Annotated in this window: 17 protein-coding genes; 11 read left to right on the top strand and 6 right to left on the bottom strand. The window is 65.1% G+C overall.

Annotated elements, in window-relative coordinates; all coding sequences use genetic code 11:
• Window positions 1–110: 110 nt before the first annotated feature.
• Window positions 111–2093, top strand: coding sequence for a transketolase (tkt, locus tag VIM61_15775; GenBank protein ID HEY8901871.1), 1983 nt, complete (start codon window positions 111–113; stop codon window positions 2091–2093).
• Between the two features lie 75 nt (window positions 2094–2168).
• Window positions 2169–2900 (top strand): phosphoadenylyl-sulfate reductase, encoded by a 732-nt coding sequence (locus tag VIM61_15770; protein ID HEY8901870.1) that lies wholly within the window; start codon window positions 2169–2171, stop codon window positions 2898–2900.
• A gap of 11 nt (window positions 2901–2911) precedes the next feature.
• Here the strand turns inward: VIM61_15770 and VIM61_15765 are convergent, their stop codons facing one another.
• Window positions 2912–3349: a hypothetical protein gene (locus VIM61_15765; protein ID HEY8901869.1), complete on the bottom strand. Its 438-nt coding sequence runs from the start codon at window positions 3347–3349 to the stop codon at window positions 2912–2914.
• 117 nt (window positions 3350–3466) lie between these two features.
• On the opposite strand from VIM61_15765, the gene VIM61_15760 reads away from it, so the two are divergent.
• Window positions 3467–4594 (top strand): ATP-binding protein, encoded by a 1128-nt coding sequence (locus tag VIM61_15760; protein HEY8901868.1) that lies wholly within the window; start codon window positions 3467–3469, stop codon window positions 4592–4594.
• 1 nt (window position 4595) lies between these two features.
• Here VIM61_15760 and VIM61_15755 read toward each other — a convergent pair whose 3' ends face one another.
• Window positions 4596–4997, bottom strand: a complete 402-nt coding sequence (locus VIM61_15755; protein ID HEY8901867.1) for a response regulator — start codon at window positions 4995–4997, stop codon at window positions 4596–4598.
• A 151-nt stretch (window positions 4998–5148) separates the two neighbouring features.
• On the opposite strand from VIM61_15755, the gene VIM61_15750 reads away from it, so the two are divergent.
• Both VIM61_15750 and VIM61_15745 read left to right on the top strand, forming a co-directional pair.
• Window positions 5149–6372 carry a DNA recombination protein RmuC gene (locus tag VIM61_15750; protein ID HEY8901866.1) on the top strand — a complete coding sequence of 408 codons (1224 nt, stop codon included), beginning with the start codon at window positions 5149–5151 and terminating at the stop codon, window positions 6370–6372.
• Entirely contained in the window at window positions 6369–7463 is a 1095-nt protein-coding gene (locus VIM61_15745; protein ID HEY8901865.1) for a lipocalin family protein, read from the top strand. The genes VIM61_15750 and VIM61_15745 overlap by 4 nt, the downstream gene beginning before the upstream one ends.
• Window positions 7464–7467: 4 nt before the next feature.
• On the opposite strand, the gene hpt is transcribed toward VIM61_15745, so the two are convergent.
• From hpt to VIM61_15730, 3 genes are all read right to left on the bottom strand, one after another.
• Entirely contained in the window at window positions 7468–8007 is a 540-nt protein-coding gene (gene hpt / locus VIM61_15740; protein ID HEY8901864.1) for a hypoxanthine phosphoribosyltransferase, read from the bottom strand.
• A gap of 81 nt (window positions 8008–8088) precedes the next feature.
• Window positions 8089–8625, bottom strand: coding sequence for a hypothetical protein (locus VIM61_15735; protein HEY8901863.1), 537 nt, complete (start codon window positions 8623–8625; stop codon window positions 8089–8091).
• A 55-nt stretch (window positions 8626–8680) separates the two neighbouring features.
• Entirely contained in the window at window positions 8681–9340 is a 660-nt protein-coding gene (locus tag VIM61_15730) for a hypothetical protein (protein ID HEY8901862.1), read from the bottom strand.
• 28 nt (window positions 9341–9368) lie between these two features.
• On the opposite strand from VIM61_15730, the gene ruvA reads away from it, so the two are divergent.
• Genes ruvA through VIM61_15710 form a run of 4 tightly spaced genes read left to right on the top strand, consistent with a single transcriptional unit; the run spans window position 9369 to window position 12391 of the window.
• Window positions 9369–9941 carry a Holliday junction branch migration protein RuvA gene (ruvA, locus tag VIM61_15725; GenBank protein HEY8901861.1) on the top strand — a complete coding sequence of 191 codons (573 nt, stop codon included), beginning with the start codon at window positions 9369–9371 and terminating at the stop codon, window positions 9939–9941.
• Entirely contained in the window at window positions 9938–11239 is a 1302-nt protein-coding gene (locus VIM61_15720; protein ID HEY8901860.1) for a hypothetical protein, read from the top strand. Before ruvA ends, VIM61_15720 begins: the two co-directional genes overlap by 4 nt.
• Before the next feature lie 43 nt (window positions 11240–11282).
• Complete coding sequence (locus VIM61_15715) at window positions 11283–11750, top strand: hypothetical protein (GenBank protein ID HEY8901859.1); 468 nt, start codon at window positions 11283–11285, stop codon at window positions 11748–11750.
• On the top strand, window positions 11747–12391 hold the full coding sequence (locus VIM61_15710) for a M15 family metallopeptidase (protein ID HEY8901858.1): 645 nt from the start codon (window positions 11747–11749) through the stop codon (window positions 12389–12391). The genes VIM61_15715 and VIM61_15710 overlap by 4 nt, the downstream gene beginning before the upstream one ends.
• A 4-nt stretch (window positions 12392–12395) precedes the next feature.
• On the opposite strand, the gene VIM61_15705 is transcribed toward VIM61_15710, so the two are convergent.
• Window positions 12396–13085, bottom strand: coding sequence for a hypothetical protein (locus VIM61_15705; protein ID HEY8901857.1), 690 nt, complete (start codon window positions 13083–13085; stop codon window positions 12396–12398).
• Window positions 13086–13194: 109 nt separating this feature from the next.
• Here VIM61_15705 and VIM61_15700 point away from each other — a divergent pair, with 109 nt between their 5' ends.
• Both VIM61_15700 and VIM61_15695 read left to right on the top strand, forming a co-directional pair.
• Window positions 13195–14016, top strand: a complete 822-nt coding sequence (locus VIM61_15700) for a ParB/RepB/Spo0J family partition protein (protein HEY8901856.1) — start codon at window positions 13195–13197, stop codon at window positions 14014–14016.
• A complete protein-coding gene (locus VIM61_15695) occupies window positions 13961–14980 on the top strand; it encodes an acyl-CoA desaturase (GenBank protein HEY8901855.1) in 1020 nt (339 codons plus the stop codon). The genes VIM61_15700 and VIM61_15695 overlap by 56 nt, the downstream gene beginning before the upstream one ends.
• Window position 14981 lies beyond the last annotated feature (1 nt).

Genomic DNA, 14981 nt, shown 5'->3' with positions numbered 1-14981 from the left:
GCGATGAGCGGAATTCATCATTGGACGGTGAATGTTTCGCGGTTTCGGGAAACGAGGGCTTGCCATGAGGCGGGGGGTCCCATTTTCTCGTTCACAGCAATCACAGACCCATGAGCATTGATATCGAATCCCTTTCGCTGGCCTGCCGCGACGCCCGCGGTCTCGCCCTTGACGCCGTTACCGCCTGCAAGTCGGGCCACCTTGGTCTTCCGCTCGGCGCCACGGAAATCGGCGCCGCGCTCTATGGCTACGCGCTCTCCGTCAATCCCGAGGATCCGAACTGGATCAACCGCGATCGCTTCATCCTCTCGGCCGGCCACGGATCGATGTTCCTCTACAGCTGGCTGCACCTTTCCGGCTTCGACCTCAGCCTCGATGATCTGAAGAACTTCCGTCAGCTCCACAGCAAGACGCCCGGTCACCCCGAACACTTCGAGACCCCCGGTGTCGAAGCGACCACTGGTCCGCTCGGCCAGGGCGTGTCGAACGCCGTCGGCTACGCGATGTCCGGCAAGATGGCCGCGGCGAAGTTCAACACCGCCGAGCACAGCATTTTCGATAACCACATCGTCTGCCTCGCGGGCGACGGTTGCCTCCAGGAAGGTGTGGCGATGGAGGCCTCGGCCCTCGCCGGCCACCTCGGCCTCGATAACCTGATCCTTTTCTACGACGCCAACAACGTCACCCTCGACGCGATGGGCCCCGTTTCTCAGAGCGAGGACGCCGCTGCGCGCTACGCGGCGATCGGCTGGGAAGTCCACCAGATCGACGGCAACAACCTCGCCGAGGTCATTTCGACCTTCGAGAAGGCGAAAGCCTCCACGAGCGGCAAGCCGCAATTCATCATCGCGAAGACGATGATCGGCAAGGGCATTCCCGAGGTGGAAGGCACGAACAAGGCGCACGGCGAGGCCGGCGTGAAGTTTGCCGACAGCGCCCGCGCCGGACTCGGCCTGCCCGCTGAGAAATTCTACGTCGATCCGAAGACGACCGCCTATTTCGCCGCGCACAAGGAGACGCTCAAGGCCGCCTATGCCGAGTGGCAGAAGAAATTCGCCGCGTGGGAAGCCGGCAACGCCGATCTCGCCAAAGAGCTCTCCGACGCCAAGGCCTGCAAGGTGCCCGATCTCCTTGCCGCGATTCCGGAATTCAAGCCCGACGAATCCATCGCTACCCGCAAGGCTGGCAGCGTCGTGCTGCAGTCCGTCGCGAAGGCCATGCCGCTCGTCATCAGCGGCAGCGCCGACCTCCACGGCTCCACGCTCAACTACATCGAGGGCGGCGGCAACTTCGACCGCCAGAACCACGAGGGCCGCAACATCCACTTCGGCATTCGCGAGCACGCCATGTGCGGCATCATGAACGGCTTCGCCTACGACGGCATCTTCCGTCCGTCCGGCGCGACGTTCCTCGTCTTCAGCGATTATGGCCGCCCGTCGATCCGTCTCGCCGCGCTCTCCAAGCTGCCCTGCGTCTACATCTTCACGCACGATTCCGTCGGTGTGGGTGAGGACGGCCCGACCCACGAGCCCGTGGAAACCGTCGCCGCCCTGCGCGCCATCCCCGGCCTCGACGTCATCCGTCCCGCGGATCCCGAGGAAACCGCCGGCGCGTTCGCCGCGGCCTTCGAGAAGACCACCGGGCCGACGATGCTCGTCCTCAGCCGCCAGAATCTGCCCACGCTCACGGAAATTCCCGTCGCGACCCGTCGCGAAGGCGTCTTCAAGGGCGGCTATATCGCTCGCAAGGAAACCGCCGCGCTGGAGACGATCCTCCTCGCCAGCGGCAGCGAGCTGCAGCACGCGCTGAAGGCCGCCGATGAGCTCGGCGCCGGCACGCGCGTCGTCTCGATCCCCTGCTTCGAGCGTTTCGATGCCCAGGACGCTGCCTACAAGGAGGAAGTCCTGCCCTCGACCTGCCGCAAGCGCGTGAGCATCGAGGCGGGCATTTCCACGCCCTGGTTCAAGTATGTCGGCCTCGACGGCAAGACGGTCGCGATCGACCGTTTCGGCCTCAGTGCGCCGGGTGCCACCGTGTTCAAGGAACTCGGTATGACACCGGAGACCGTTGTCGCGGCGGCAAAGTCGCTGTAAGAAAGACTCACGCCAGGACTCGACGGGCGCGGGGAAATTCCTTCTCCGCGCTTCGTCGTCTCCGCGTGAAAGCCCATGTCACTCACGAAGTTCGATCCCGACGTCATCCACCGCAAGGCGGACGAGTTTGAAACTGCCCCGTTGGTGGAGATTCTCCGGTGGGGGTGGGAGACCTACGGCGAGAAGGCGGCGATCGGCACGAGTTTTCAGGGTGCGGGCATCGTCGTGATGCACACCGCCTACGAGAACGGCTTCCGCTTCCCGATCTTCACGATCGATACCGGCCTGCTGTTTCCCGAGACCCTGGAGCTCAAGGCCAAACTCGAGGCGCGCCTCGGCGTGCAGATCGAGTCGCTCCATCCCGAGCAGACCGTCGACGAGCAGGCTGCCGAGCACGGCCCGGAGCTCTGGAACCGCTATCCCGACCTCTGCTGCACCATGCGGAAGGTCATTCCGCTGCAGAACAAGCTGAAGTCGCTCGACGTCTGGATCACCGGCCTGCGCCGACAGCAGTCCGAGACGCGGACGAAGACCAGGATCGCCGAGCTCTACAAGTTCGACGTGTTGCACGATCAGCACATCCTGAAGCTGAACCCGATGGCGACATGGACCCGCGACGAGGTGCAGGCCTACCTGCGCGAGCACGATCTCCCCATCAACGTCCTGCAATCCCGCGGCTATCGCAGCATCGGCTGCATGCCCTGCACGCGGCCGGTCGGCGAGCAGGATAGCGAGCGCGCGGGGCGCTGGACCGGCTTCGACAAGGCGGAGTGCGGCATCCACACCTTCCTCGGCGACAACATCTAGCTGCGAAAGCCTCAGCAGGGCGGCTGCAGGCTGTGCGGATGCTGGCGAAAGCCAAAGCGTTCGAGCAAGGGGCTGTGTTCTCCGCGAAGGAAAGCCAGGAGCTGATCCCGCGCATCAAGGGCGTCCACGCCGTTTGTCTGGAGCTGATTGAGCAGGCCTTCGAACATCGCGCGGCGACGCAGGCCTCCGTCCGTGGTATCGCGGCGGTCGCAGCAGAAGGTCGCCATCGTCGAGCCGCACACGCAGTTCCGCATCATCGCGACGCTTTGCTCCGAGGCGCCGACGTCGTAACCCATCAGGCCGGTGCCGGTCATTACGGGCAGCGTTTGGTCCACAAAGGACTCCAGCACGGGATAGACTTTCCGGCAGCGCGGGCACGTCTTCGGAAACTCGTTCTGGAGTAATGCCAGCAAGCCTTCGTAGACCGAGGAGTCGAAGGAGGGATCCATGGCACCAGAGAATTCTGATAAGGGAGTCTAAGGAGGTATGCCCCGTCGGCAAGCCGGAATGAACTCTGAACGGCGGGATTGGCAGAAGCGGAAATTCCGGCAAGAATCGCCGTATCCATGAGTGCCCCCTCGCGCGTTGCGATCCAGTCCCAGCGGATGGAGATGGTCGGGCGTCTTTCCAGTTCAGTCATTCACGACCTGAATAATCTTCTCACCGTCATCCAGCTGAATTCCGCACTGATCGAGGGCGGGGGGCTCGACGAGGCGGAGATCATGGGCCGCGCCACGCAGATCGGCCAGGCCTGCCGGCAATCCTCGCAACTCACCCGCAAGGTCCTCGATCTCGCCCGGCGCCGCTCGGTGGAGGATCGTCCCGTAAACGTCAATGCCCTCGTGAATGATCTGGCGCGGTTGTTCGAGGCCTTCGTCGCGAAGAAGGCGACGGTGCGCGTGAACGTGGCCGAGGCGCCGCTGTGGGTGTGGGGGAGTGCGAGTGACGTCGAGCAGATGCTCATGAATCTGGTGCTCAACGCGATCGACGCCATGCCCGAAGGCGGCGTCATTACGATCGGCTGCCAGCCCGCGGCCGGCAACGGCGCCGCGATGGTCGAGATTACCGTGCGGGACGAAGGCTGCGGCATTCCCGTCGCCCTCCGCCAGCGCGTCCTCGAGCCGTTTTTCACCACGCGCGAAAACGAAGGGGGCACCGGCATGGGGCTCTACATCGTCGACCAGATCGTGCAGCGCATGCGCGGCTCGCTCGGGTTCGAGGCTGCGCCCGGGGCCGGCACGATCGTGCGCATTTGTCTTCCTGCCTGCGCGGAAGAGGAAACCCCGGCGCAGGTCAACGGCACCGCTCCCGTGCCGCGGGAGACCCGCACCATTCTCCTCGTCGAAGATGACGAAAGCATTCGCAACCTCACCCGATTCATTCTCACTCGCGCCGGCTACGTCGTGGATGCCGCGGAGACCGGGGAGGAGGCCATCGAACTTTGGTCGCAGCGACGGCGGGAGATCGACCTCGTGCTTTCCGATCTCGTGCTGCCGGGAATCTCCGGTCGCGATGTCGTCATGACCGTGCTCGCCCAGCGGCCCGAGGTGGCGGTTCTTTACATGAGTGGGTTCGCCACGGCATGGGACGACGAATCACTCTTCAACGAGGCGCACTTCATCGCGAAGCCGTTCCATCCCGACGCGCTGCTCGCGAAGGTCGCCGCCGTGCTCGCCGAGCGACAAATCGCCTGATTCAGTTCCCTTCGGCCGGGCTGCCTTTCTGAACGATTCGCTTGGCTTCGTTAAGGGCCTGGCGCAGTTCCTGGATGCCGAGCGGCTTCTCCAGCACGCGAAGAACCTTGAGCCTGGTGGCCTCGGTGCGGTCTACGAGATCGGGCCAGCCGGTGAAAAGGACGATCACGGTGTCGAGACCCTGGGCGCGAAGCTGGGCGGCGATCGTCAGGCCGTTCAGGCGGGAACTCGGCGCCCCGTTCACCGCGAAATCCAGCAGCAGGACATCCACCTTTTCTTCGCGGATGATCTCGTCGAGGCGGTCGGGAGAAACCGTGTGAATGGCCTGCCATCCGCTTTGCTGCGCAATGCGGCTGATGATCTCCCCGACGGGACTCTGGTCGTCGACGACAAGCAATTTCATAGGTGATAAGCGGTGCGCTCGGGGGCGGCCCGCGAGAATGTCGGAACGTAGAAGGAAATCCGCGCATCCGGCAAGAGCGCAGGCTCGCATTCGGGCCATTCGGCGATGGAATTTCGCTTTTTTTTCGCGCGCCGTATAGGTTTGTCCCCGCATGCCCGATTTAGCGCTCGTTGTCGTCCTGGCCGTCCTCGTTCTGGCCCTCGCCATTGCGGCGATCCTGCTGGCCATGCGGTTGGCGGAATCGGGACGCGAACGGGTGCGACTGGAAGCGCAGCTCGAGGCCGAACGCGCCGCCACCGCGGAGAAGCTCGCGCTCGTGGACGCCTCCCGGCAGCGGCTTTCCGAGGAATTCAAGGCGCTCTCGCTCGCCGCGCTGCAGGAGAACAACCAGCGTTTCATCGAGCTGGCGCGCGGCGATTTCGAGCACAAGCGCGAGGCGGTCGATGGCCTTGTGAAGCCGATGCGCGAGCAGCTCGAAAAATTCGACGTCGCCGTGCGGGCGCTCGAGAAGGAGCGCGTGGATGCGTATTCCGCGCTGCGCCAGCAGGTCGGCACGCTCGCCGAGACGCAGGTCCGCCTGCAGACCGAGACGTCGAACCTCGTCCGCGCCCTGCATGCGCCGGCCACGCGCGGCCGCTGGGGCGAAATTTCGCTCCGCCGCGTTGTCGAGCTCGTCGGCATGCAGGAACACTGCGACTTCACCCAGCAAACCAGCGTGGAAACCGACGGAGGCCGGCTTCGTCCCGACCTCATCGTGAACCTGCCCGGCGGCAAGACCGTGGTCGTCGATTCCAAGGTCGCGCTCGAGGCCTACCTGAACGCGCTCGAGGTCACCGACGACGCCGCGCGCGCCCTTCAGCTCAAGAGCCACGCCCGCCAGGTGCGTAATCACATCGAGGCCCTCGCCGGGAAGAACTACTGGGCGCAGTTCGAGAATTCGCCCGAGATCGTCGTGATGTTCATGCCTCTGGAGACGGCGTTCTCCACCGCGATCGAGAAAGACCCGGCCCTGCTGGAATGGGCCGTCGAGCGCCGCGTGATCCCGGCCTCGCCGATGACGCTGATCGCACTGCTGCAGGCCGTGCATTACGGCTGGAAGCAGGAGCGGATGAACGAAAACGCCCGCCGCATCAGCGACGTCGGCCGTGATTTGCACGACCGCATCGCCACCTACGCCGAGCATTTTGCGAAGATCGGCCGCGGCTTGAACTCCGCCACTTCCGCCTACAACACTGCCGTCGGCAGCCTCGAGCGCATGGTTCTTTCCAAGGCCCGCGAGCTCAAGAAGCTTGGCGCCGCGTCGGGCGGCAGCGAGGTGGAAACGCCGCCGGAACTCGATCTCGCCCCGCGCCGGCTGATCGGCGAGCCCGAATGAAGGCCGGGCTGGCGCTCGTGGCGCTCGCTCTCGGTCTCGGCGGGCTTTCCGCGGCGGACTGGCGGCCGGCGCTACCCGGCTGGCGCTACGAATTCCCGCGCGACCACGGCAACCACCCCGCTTTCAAGACCGAGTGGTGGTATTTCACGGGCAACCTCCATGCCACGGATGGCCGCAAGGCCCGCGACTTCGGCTACCAGCTCACGTTCTTCCGGCAGGGCGTGATTCCTCCCGCCGAGCGCCGGGAGGGCGGCTCGCGCTTTCTCACGAACGACCTGAAGTTTTCGCACTTCGCGGTGTCCGATCTCACCAGCGGCCGCTTCCTTTTTGGGCAGATCCTGCGGCGAGGGGCATTTGCCGAGGCGGGATTCGACGCCGGGAAGCGCCTGGCGTGGATCGAAGGCTGCTCGCTCGAGTTGCGACCGGACGGGACCTTTCACCTCGTCGGGCGCGATGCGGAGAAGACCATCGATCTGACGCTTCGGACAGTGAAGCCGCCGACGATTCATGGCGTGGACGGCGTGAGCCAGAAGGCCGACGGCGTCGGGCGCGCTTCCCACTACTATTCGCTCACCCGCCTGGAAACGAGCGGCACGATCACGCTTGGATCGGGTGAGCGCATTCCCGTGGCGGGCCTGAGCTGGTTCGACCACGAATGGGCCAGTAATCAGCTCGCCGCGAATCAGGTCGGCTGGGACTGGCTTAGCCTGCAATTCGATAACGGCGCGGAGCTGATGCTTTTCCAGCTTCGGTTGAAGGGCGGAGGACGCGATCCGTGGTCCGGCGGGAGCTGGATTTCCCCCGACGGCACCGTCACGCGAATCGCGGACGGAGATTTTTCGCTGGAGCCGCTCGCGACGTGGAAGAGCCCGGCGACGGGCGCGGTTTATCCGACGCGGTGGCGGGTGCGGGTGCCGCGGCAGGGCCTCGATATCGAGGTGCGAGCGCAAATGGACGACCAGGAGCTGCGATTGAGTCCGGTCGCATATTGGGAAGGCGCCGTGCGGGCCACGGGCACGCATTCCGGCCGCGGATATCTCGAGATGACGGGCTATGCTGGCGCGGTGGTCGGGCTGCAGGCCGGCGAATGACGCGCTAGCCGCGGGCGATGGCGGCCTCGTTCAGCACGCCGACGAACGGGAGGTTGCGGTAGTGCTCGTTGTAATCGAGGCCGTAGCCGACGACGAATTCGTTCGGAATGTCGAAGGCGACGTAATCCGCATCCACCTCGCGGGCGCGGGTGACGCTCTTGCGCAGGAGGACGCAGGTGCGAAGGCTCAGCGCGCCGCCGCTGCCGAGCTTTTCCATGATGGCGTGGAGCGTGTGCCCGCTGTCGAGGATGTCGTCGAGCACCAGGACGTGGCGGTTCCGGAAATCCGCGACGCTGTTCTGGCGGAAGTTCACCGTGCCGGTCGTCCTGGTGCCGTGGTAGCTCGAGACACCGAGGCACTCGACCTGGAGCGGCAGCGGAATGCGACGCAGGAGGTCGGCCATGAAGACGAAACTGCCGTTGAGGATGGCAATGACGGTGAGATCCTTGTCGCGATAATCGGTCGTGATCTCATGGGCGAGTTCGTCGAGGCGGCTGAGAATCGTCGATTCGTGGAAGAGAACTTTCCGGATGTCGTCGAGCATGGGGCCGTGAAAATAGGCGGACAGTCGCCGCGGTGGAAGCGTGAATCGCCGCCCGCCGGCCGCCGCAAACCGCGCGCGAAGTCAGCCCTTCTTCTTTTTCTTGCCGCTGAACTGGACGTGCCACGATTGCGGGCCGGGGCCGGGGTCGAACGTGGCGAGGGCGTCGAGCCGGGCGGCCTTGGCCGTGAACTTCAGGGTGCCCGTGACGGTCGCGGTGACGGAGCCGTCCGAGAGCACAAGGGTCGCGGAGAAGGTGAGCTTGCCTTTCTTGAGGGAATACTTGCCCGCGCCCGAGGCCGTGTAGCCCGCGTAGGTCGCCGCGGTGGCCTCGAGCTTGCCCTTGCCGTCGAAGGCGAGGGTGATGTCGAGAGGCGTGGCGTCGTTGAAGATCGGGTCGACGACCACGGTCGAGAGCGTGATCTTCGCCTTTGGATTGGTTTTGCGGGCCGTCAGCTTCAGCGTCCCGGCACCGGTGGAGACCGAGCCGCCGCCGAAGTCGATGGAAGTGCTGCCAGGGAAACTTCCCACGAAGGGATACAGGGGATTGTTGGCGGCCTGGACGATGGCCGAGCCGCAGACGCCCATCCAAAGAAACGCTCCAAGAAGCATCGCCTTCATGGGATGAGACGAACCAAAAAACGGGACGGAGACAAGCCCGCAGTTTGGCCAGGCTTCAGGGCTCCTCGAACTTGCCCACGGCCACGAGGCCGTTCGGCGTGATGCGGAAGACCTCCGTGCTCACGGGGTAGGGGGAGAGTTCGTAATCGCGGCGCACGAGGTCGGCCGTCTGGTCGAACTTGCTGGCCAGTGCGGGGTAGACATAGATGCGATAGCGGTTCGGGATCGCCACGAGGAGGTCGGGGCCCAGAACGTCGGCAAAGGTCCGGGCGAAATCCGGGGCGAGCACGACGCTGGAAACGGTGGGCGTTTCGGCCGTGAGGCGCGCGTAGAGCGCGACGCCGTGACTGTCGCGCACGTATTCGGGCGTGAGTTTCGCGAGCTCGGCGCTGGCGTTGGCGAGCGCGATGCGGCGGACGGATTCCAGGTCGACGTTCAGCCGCCCGGCCTCCGCCTTCGTGAGATACCGCACGTCGTCGCCCTGGATGAGGGCGGGGGTGAGCACGGTGGCCTTCGACTTCTCGATCGGCGTCGCGAAGTCGGGCCGCATGAAGGCCGGCTCGGGCAGGAGGTGCCAGGTGGTGGCGGGCGCCGGGGTCGGCTCCGTCTGCGCCGCGACGGGGGCGACGATGACACACAACAGCGCCCCGGCGAGGCGGCGAAGTTTGTGTTTCCTCTGGGGTCTGCTACTCGTGTGCCGTCGAAGAATGATCACGTTTTTGGAAGGAAAATTGGAGGAGGCGTTGCCCACGCAGATTGTCGTTAACGTGCGGGGCGTTGGCTACCAGGTTTTGATTCCGCTCTCGAGTTTCGACCGGTTGCCGGCGCCCGGCACGGAGATTCGCATTCTCACGCATCTCGTCATTCGCGAGGACGAGCACCTGCTCATCGGCTTTTGGACCAGGACGGAGCGCGACCTCTACCGCCTGCTCGTTCATCACGTCACGGGCGTCGGCCCGAAACTCGCGCTCTCCGTGCTGAGCGGCATGAGCGTGGACGCCTTCAAGGCCGCCGTGGTGGCGGGAGATGTCGCGGCGATCTCGAAGATCAGCGGCGTGGGCAAAAAGACCGCCGAACGGGTCGTGCTCGAGCTCAAGGACAGGCTGGGCGTCGCCGCCGAGTGGGAAGCCTCGAGCGCGAAGAATGCCCCGACGGTGGCCGAGACCGCGATGCACGACGCCGTGCTCGCCCTCATCACGCTCGGCTACAAACAGGTCGAGGCGCACAAGGCGGTGAAACTCGCGGTCGAGAGCGAGGGCGCCACGGCGGCGAGTGACGCACTGGTCCGCGGGGCGCTGAAGATCCTCACACGATGAGCCTCGACCGTGCGCGTCGGATTCGGGCCGCGCTGCCGGCCGGCGGCCTGTTTGCCGAGAAGGCGTGGCGCGTTTCGCCGCAGGCATTCCCGATCTCGCGAAAATTTGCGGCCGAGCTCGACCAGCTCGGATACCGCCTCCACCAGTTTCTCAAGGCCTGCAATCAGCTCTACCGGCTGAGTTCCGAAGGAAGGCAGCCGGCGTGGATTGCCGATGTGCTCGACCGGGGCAAGCCCGCGGAACTCGTGGAAGCTGCGCGTGACCGGATGTTTCGCGACGAAATTCCGGCTGTGATTCGTCCCGATCTCGTTCTGACCGACGACGGGTTCACCATCGCGGAGCTCGACAGCGTGCCCGGCGGCATCGGCCTCACCGCCTGGCTCGGCCGCGAATACGCCGCGCTCGGTGAAGACATCCTTGGCGGCGCGGATGGCATGCTCGACGGCTTCGCGGCGATTGTTCCCGGTGGGGACATCGTGGTTTCCGAGGAGGCCGCGACTTATCGGCCGGAGATGGAATGGGTCGCCGCGCGCCTTAATGAACGCGGCGCCGGGAAGACGTGGCGCGTCGTCGACGATGCGCCGCGCGAGGACTGGCAGCCGACGGTCTATCGATTCTTCGAGCTGTTCGATCTCGCGAACGTTCGAAACTCCGCGCAGTTGCTCGAGAGGGCGCGCACCGGGGCGTTGCGGGTGACGCCGCCGTTCAAGCCCCAGCTCGAGGAGAAGCTCTGGTTCGCGTTGTTCTGGCTGCGTCCGCTCGAGGATTTCTGGCGGCGCGAGCTGGGTGAGAAGACGCTCGTCGCGCTGCGGAAGGTCATTCCCTACACGTGGCTGCTGGATCCCGCCCCGCTGCCGCCGCATGCCGTGCTGCCGCGCCTCGAGGTGCAAAGCTGGGACGAGGTGGCCGCGTTCAGTCAGAAGCAGCGCGAATTGATTCTCAAGGTCAGCGGCTTCGACGAAACTGCGTGGGGCTCACGCGGCGTGGTCGTCGCTCAGGACGTGCCGCAGAACGAGTGGCGCGACGCGCTTCACGATGCGCTGGCCGGCTACGACCGCCGGCCGCACCTGCTCCAGCAATTCCACAGGGGGCGCGTCCTCGAGCACCCCTGGCTCGACGAGGAGAGCGGCGCGCTCGTCACCATGAAAGGCCGCGTGCGCCTCTGCCCGTATTATTTTCCCGGCGAGGGTCGCGTGAAAACGGCCGGCGCACTGGCCACGATCTGCCCGCAGGACAAGAAGCTCCTCCATGGCATGAGCGACGCCATTCTCGTGCCGACGGCCGTCGAGCCGGATTGAAATCCCTCGCGTTACGCCGGGGAATTTTCTACGAAAACGTCTCGTGCGCTTCCTGCCCCTTCTCTTTCCCGTCCTGCTTGGTCTTGCCGGTTGCGCCGGTGGCCCGGCTTACGAAGACCCGCTCCCTCGCGCCACCTACCAGAAGGTCAACGTCACCTCGTATATGGGTGCCGGCGGCAATGGCCTCACCGCGTGCGGCAGTCGCTATCTGGTCGGCGCCGTCTCCAGTGCGGCGGCGGATTGGGCCCGCTGGCCGGCCGGCACGCAGTTCCGCGTGCTCGCGACGGGCGACATCTACACCGTGGACGACTACACCGACGACATCGTCGGGCAGAACCTCCTTTTGCTCTACAAGCCCGCCGCGCCGAACTCCGCCACCCGCCAGGTCACGATCGAAATTCTGCGCTGGGGCAGCCCCTCCGAAAGCGCCGCGCTCTTGCGGACGCAAAAATCGAGCACCGCGAAGAAAATTCTCTCCGAGCTGCTGGCGCGCTATCCCGAGCGGCGATGATCCGTCGCGGGCTGGCGTTGCTGTTCGTCCTGGCGGCTTCGCTGCAGGCGGCGCCGATCGAGCATCATCTCGTCGACGGGGCGACGATCCAGCCGCCGTTGCTGCCTGAGATTCGCTACGCCACCCGCTATAATTTTACCGGCGAAGTGCTCTACCCGGCGGCGAAGTTCTTCGTCCATCGCGACACCGCCGCCGCCCTTGCCGCGGTGCAGGCCGATCTCGCGAAAGAGGGCCTCGGCCTCGAGATCTACGACGGCTACCGGCCGCTCTCCGTGCAGCAGAAAATGTGGGATCTTGTCCACGACGAGCGATACGTCTCGAATCCCGCCGTAAACCGCGGCCGGCACACGCGCGGCACCGCCGTCGACGTCACGCTGGTCGACAAAATGGGCAACGCGCTCGATATGCCCAGCTCGTTCGACGACTTCACCGAGGCCGCGCACCGCAATTCTCCGGCGATGACTCCCCTCCAGCGCGCCAACATGCGGAAGCTCGAGGACGTGATGACGCACCACGGATTCGAGCCCTATCCCTTCGAGTGGTGGCACTTCGATTTGAAGAATTGGAAGACATATCCCGTGCTCGACATTTCTTTCGACGCGCTCGGCCGCGGCGAAGCCACCACCGAGCCGGTGCCCTAGCCGCCTAGCGCCGCCGATTCCAGGCTTCCGCGCCGTAGCGAGTGCTCACCAGTCCCTCGAAAATGGTTTCCCAGCCGGCGGGAGGTCGCCAGAGTTCCACCGCGTCGGAAAAAGCCGCTGCCGCATTCGCGAAATCTGCGTCCCGAAGGCTGCCCTGGTAGAGAAACCCCTCCCGCGAGCGTCGCTGGGCGCCGCCCAGAATCTTATGTCCGCCGCGCATCACATCGTGGAGCGCGGGGCTCGCAAAGCACGCCGGTCCGCACGTGCACTCCGCCTCGGTGGCGAGCCGAACTTCCGCGTCGTCGAGTCCCGCGCGGATGGCTTCGTGGATGCGGCGATACGCTTCTGCCGGCGCGAGGCGGGCGAAGGGATGCGTGGCCGGCACCGCGAGCGCAATCGTGAGGTCGGCGCCGTGTTCGACGAATCCGCCTCCCGTGCATCGACGAGTGATGGGGCGATCACCCGCGAAGGCCTGTGCATCCTCCCAATGTTGAGGGTAGCCGATGGTCACCTCGGGCTGTTGCCAGCGGTAGAGCCGCATGGTGGGCTCCTCCGCGAGCCGCAGCATCACTTCGTCCAGCGCCATTTGCCCGGCCCCGCGGGCCGCCGGAGCGACGTGCCAGATCGCGAGTCTTTCGAAGAGTTTGGGCGGTTCGTCGGGCACGCGCGGACGATCCGGATTTTTCGGGGGCATGTTCAAGTTGATTTGCACGAACGGGGTCCCTAGGATCGGACACCCCATGGCAAAACCGGCGCTCGGAAAAGGATTAGGAGCTCTCATCAATACGAGAGTTGCGGCGCCTGTGCCGGCCGAGGCCGATGGCGAGCGCATCCAGTCCATCCCTCTCGCGGATATTTTTCCGAGCCCGCACCAGCCGCGCACGGAGTTCCGCGCCGACCAGCTCAACGAGCTCGTGGAATCCATTCGCGAGCGCGGCATCATCCAGCCTCTCATCGTTCGCAAGTCCGGCGAGCGCTATGAACTGATCGCCGGCGAGCGTCGCTGGCGGGCCTCGCAGCTTGTTGGTCTCGTCGAGGCGCCGGTCATCATTCGCAAGGCGAGCGATCAGGAAGTCCTCGAGCTCGCCCTCATCGAGAACCTTCAGCGCGAAGACCTCAACCCGATCGAAGAAGCCGCCGCCTACTCGCGGCTGGCCCACGAATTCGGCCTCACCCAGGAGGAAATCTCGCGCCGCGTCGGTAAGAGCCGCGCCTCCGTGGCGAACTCCATGCGTCTGCTCGATCTCGATCCCGACGTGCAGACGATGGTTCGCCAGAGCCGGATCTCGGTCGGCCACGCGAAGGTCCTTCTTTCCCTGAAATCGAAGGAGGAGCAGCGTCTCCTTGCCGACGTCATCATCCGGCAGTCCGCCTCGGTGCGCACCGCGGAGAAGCTTGCGGCGACGCATCTTTCGAAAACGCAGGGCACGTCCGGGAAGAAGCGGGCAAAAACGGCCGAGGCCACCGCGCCCGCCGTTCTGCATTTACAGAATTTATTACAGCACCGTCTCGCGACGCGCGTCGTAATCCATCATGCCGATAAGCAGGGCAGCATCACGATCGAGTATTATGGAAACGACGACCTTCACCGCATCCTCGAGGAACTCGGGGTCCGCCCCGACTGATCGCCGGCCATTTTCCGCGCCGGCGCGAACGGGCATTCTGCGGCGCGTCGTCCGTTTTTTCGATTCCGACTATTTCCCTGAAGGCGCCGAGAAGGTCCGCGAGCGGCCGGAGCGCTTCGAGTGGCGCCGCGCCGTTCCCTTCATCATTCTCCACGTCGGTTGTCTCGGCGTGATCTGGACCGGCTGGAGCTGGACGGCCGTGGGCGTGGCGGCCGCGCTGTATTTCGTGCGCATGTTCGCCGTCACCGGTCTCTACCATCGCTATTTCTGCCACCGGGCGTTCAAGACCTCGCGGCCCGCGCAATTTCTCTTCGCGTTGCTCGGCCTCACGGCCATCCAGCGCGGCCCGCTGTGGTGGGCGGCCGTTCATCGGCACCATCACCAGCATTCCGACGACGAGCACGACGTGCATTCTCCGGGCTGGAAGGGCTTTGCCTGGTCGCACATCGGCTGGCTCACCAGCAGTCGGAATTTTCCCACCGACTACCGCCGCGTGCAGGATCTCGCCCGCTATCCCGAGCTCGTCTTTCTCAACCGCTTTGACCTGATCGGCCCGCTCCTCCTCTTCGCCGCTCTCTTTGCTGCGGGATCGGTCCTCGGCGCCTTCGCGCCGGAACTCGGAACGAACGCCTGGCAGCTCGTCGTCTGGGGCTTCTTCATCAGCACCGTGCTGCTCTTCCACGGCACCTGCATGGTGAATTCGTTTGCCCACGTCTTCGGAACGCAGCGCTACGAAACCGGCGACGAGAGCCGGAATAGCCTCATCCTGGCCCTCATTACGCTTGGCGAAGGCTGGCACAACAATCATCACCGCCACCAGGCCACCGCGCGGCAGGGCTTCTACTGGTGGGAGATCGACATCAGCTACTACCTGCTGCGGGGACTTGCCTCGCTCGGCCTCGTCTGGGACCTGCGCCCGGTGCCGAAGGACGCCTACGTCGAAGCCAACCACCTCCGGTCGTAAC

The sequence above is a fragment of the Chthoniobacterales bacterium genome (assembly GCA_036569045.1).
In the GTDB taxonomy this organism is placed as follows: Bacteria; Verrucomicrobiota; Verrucomicrobiia; order Chthoniobacterales; family JAATET01; genus JAATET01.
The sequence above is the reverse complement of the archived record's forward strand: the minus strand, read 5'-3'. Positions and strand labels throughout refer to the sequence as shown.

What these genes read in the sequence shown, in the direction of transcription:
- VIM61_15750 (HEY8901866.1), top strand. Translation starts at nt 5,149, where the DNA reads ATGCCCGATTTAGCGCTCGTTGTCGTCCTGGCCGTCCTCGTTCTGGCC.
- VIM61_15695 (HEY8901855.1), top strand. Translation starts at nt 13,961, where the DNA reads ATGGAAACGACGACCTTCACCGCATCCTCGAGGAACTCGGGGTCCGCC.
- VIM61_15760 (HEY8901868.1), top strand. Translation starts at nt 3,467, where the DNA reads ATGAGTGCCCCCTCGCGCGTTGCGATCCAGTCCCAGCGGATGGAGATG.
- VIM61_15755 (HEY8901867.1), bottom strand. Translation starts at nt 4,997, where the DNA reads ATGAAATTGCTTGTCGTCGACGACCAGAGTCCCGTCGGGGAGATCATC.
- VIM61_15710 (HEY8901858.1), top strand. Translation starts at nt 11,747, where the DNA reads ATGATCCGTCGCGGGCTGGCGTTGCTGTTCGTCCTGGCGGCTTCGCTG.
- VIM61_15765 (HEY8901869.1), bottom strand. Translation starts at nt 3,349, where the DNA reads ATGGATCCCTCCTTCGACTCCTCGGTCTACGAAGGCTTGCTGGCATTA.
- VIM61_15735 (HEY8901863.1), bottom strand. Translation starts at nt 8,625, where the DNA reads ATGAAGGCGATGCTTCTTGGAGCGTTTCTTTGGATGGGCGTCTGCGGC.
- VIM61_15705 (HEY8901857.1), bottom strand. Translation starts at nt 13,085, where the DNA reads ATGCCCCCGAAAAATCCGGATCGTCCGCGCGTGCCCGACGAACCGCCC.
- hpt (HEY8901864.1), bottom strand. Translation starts at nt 8,007, where the DNA reads ATGCTCGACGACATCCGGAAAGTTCTCTTCCACGAATCGACGATTCTC.
- VIM61_15745 (HEY8901865.1), top strand. Translation starts at nt 6,369, where the DNA reads ATGAAGGCCGGGCTGGCGCTCGTGGCGCTCGCTCTCGGTCTCGGCGGG.
- tkt (HEY8901871.1), top strand. Translation starts at nt 111, where the DNA reads ATGAGCATTGATATCGAATCCCTTTCGCTGGCCTGCCGCGACGCCCGC.
- VIM61_15720 (HEY8901860.1), top strand. Translation starts at nt 9,938, where the DNA reads ATGAGCCTCGACCGTGCGCGTCGGATTCGGGCCGCGCTGCCGGCCGGC.
- VIM61_15770 (HEY8901870.1), top strand. Translation starts at nt 2,169, where the DNA reads ATGTCACTCACGAAGTTCGATCCCGACGTCATCCACCGCAAGGCGGAC.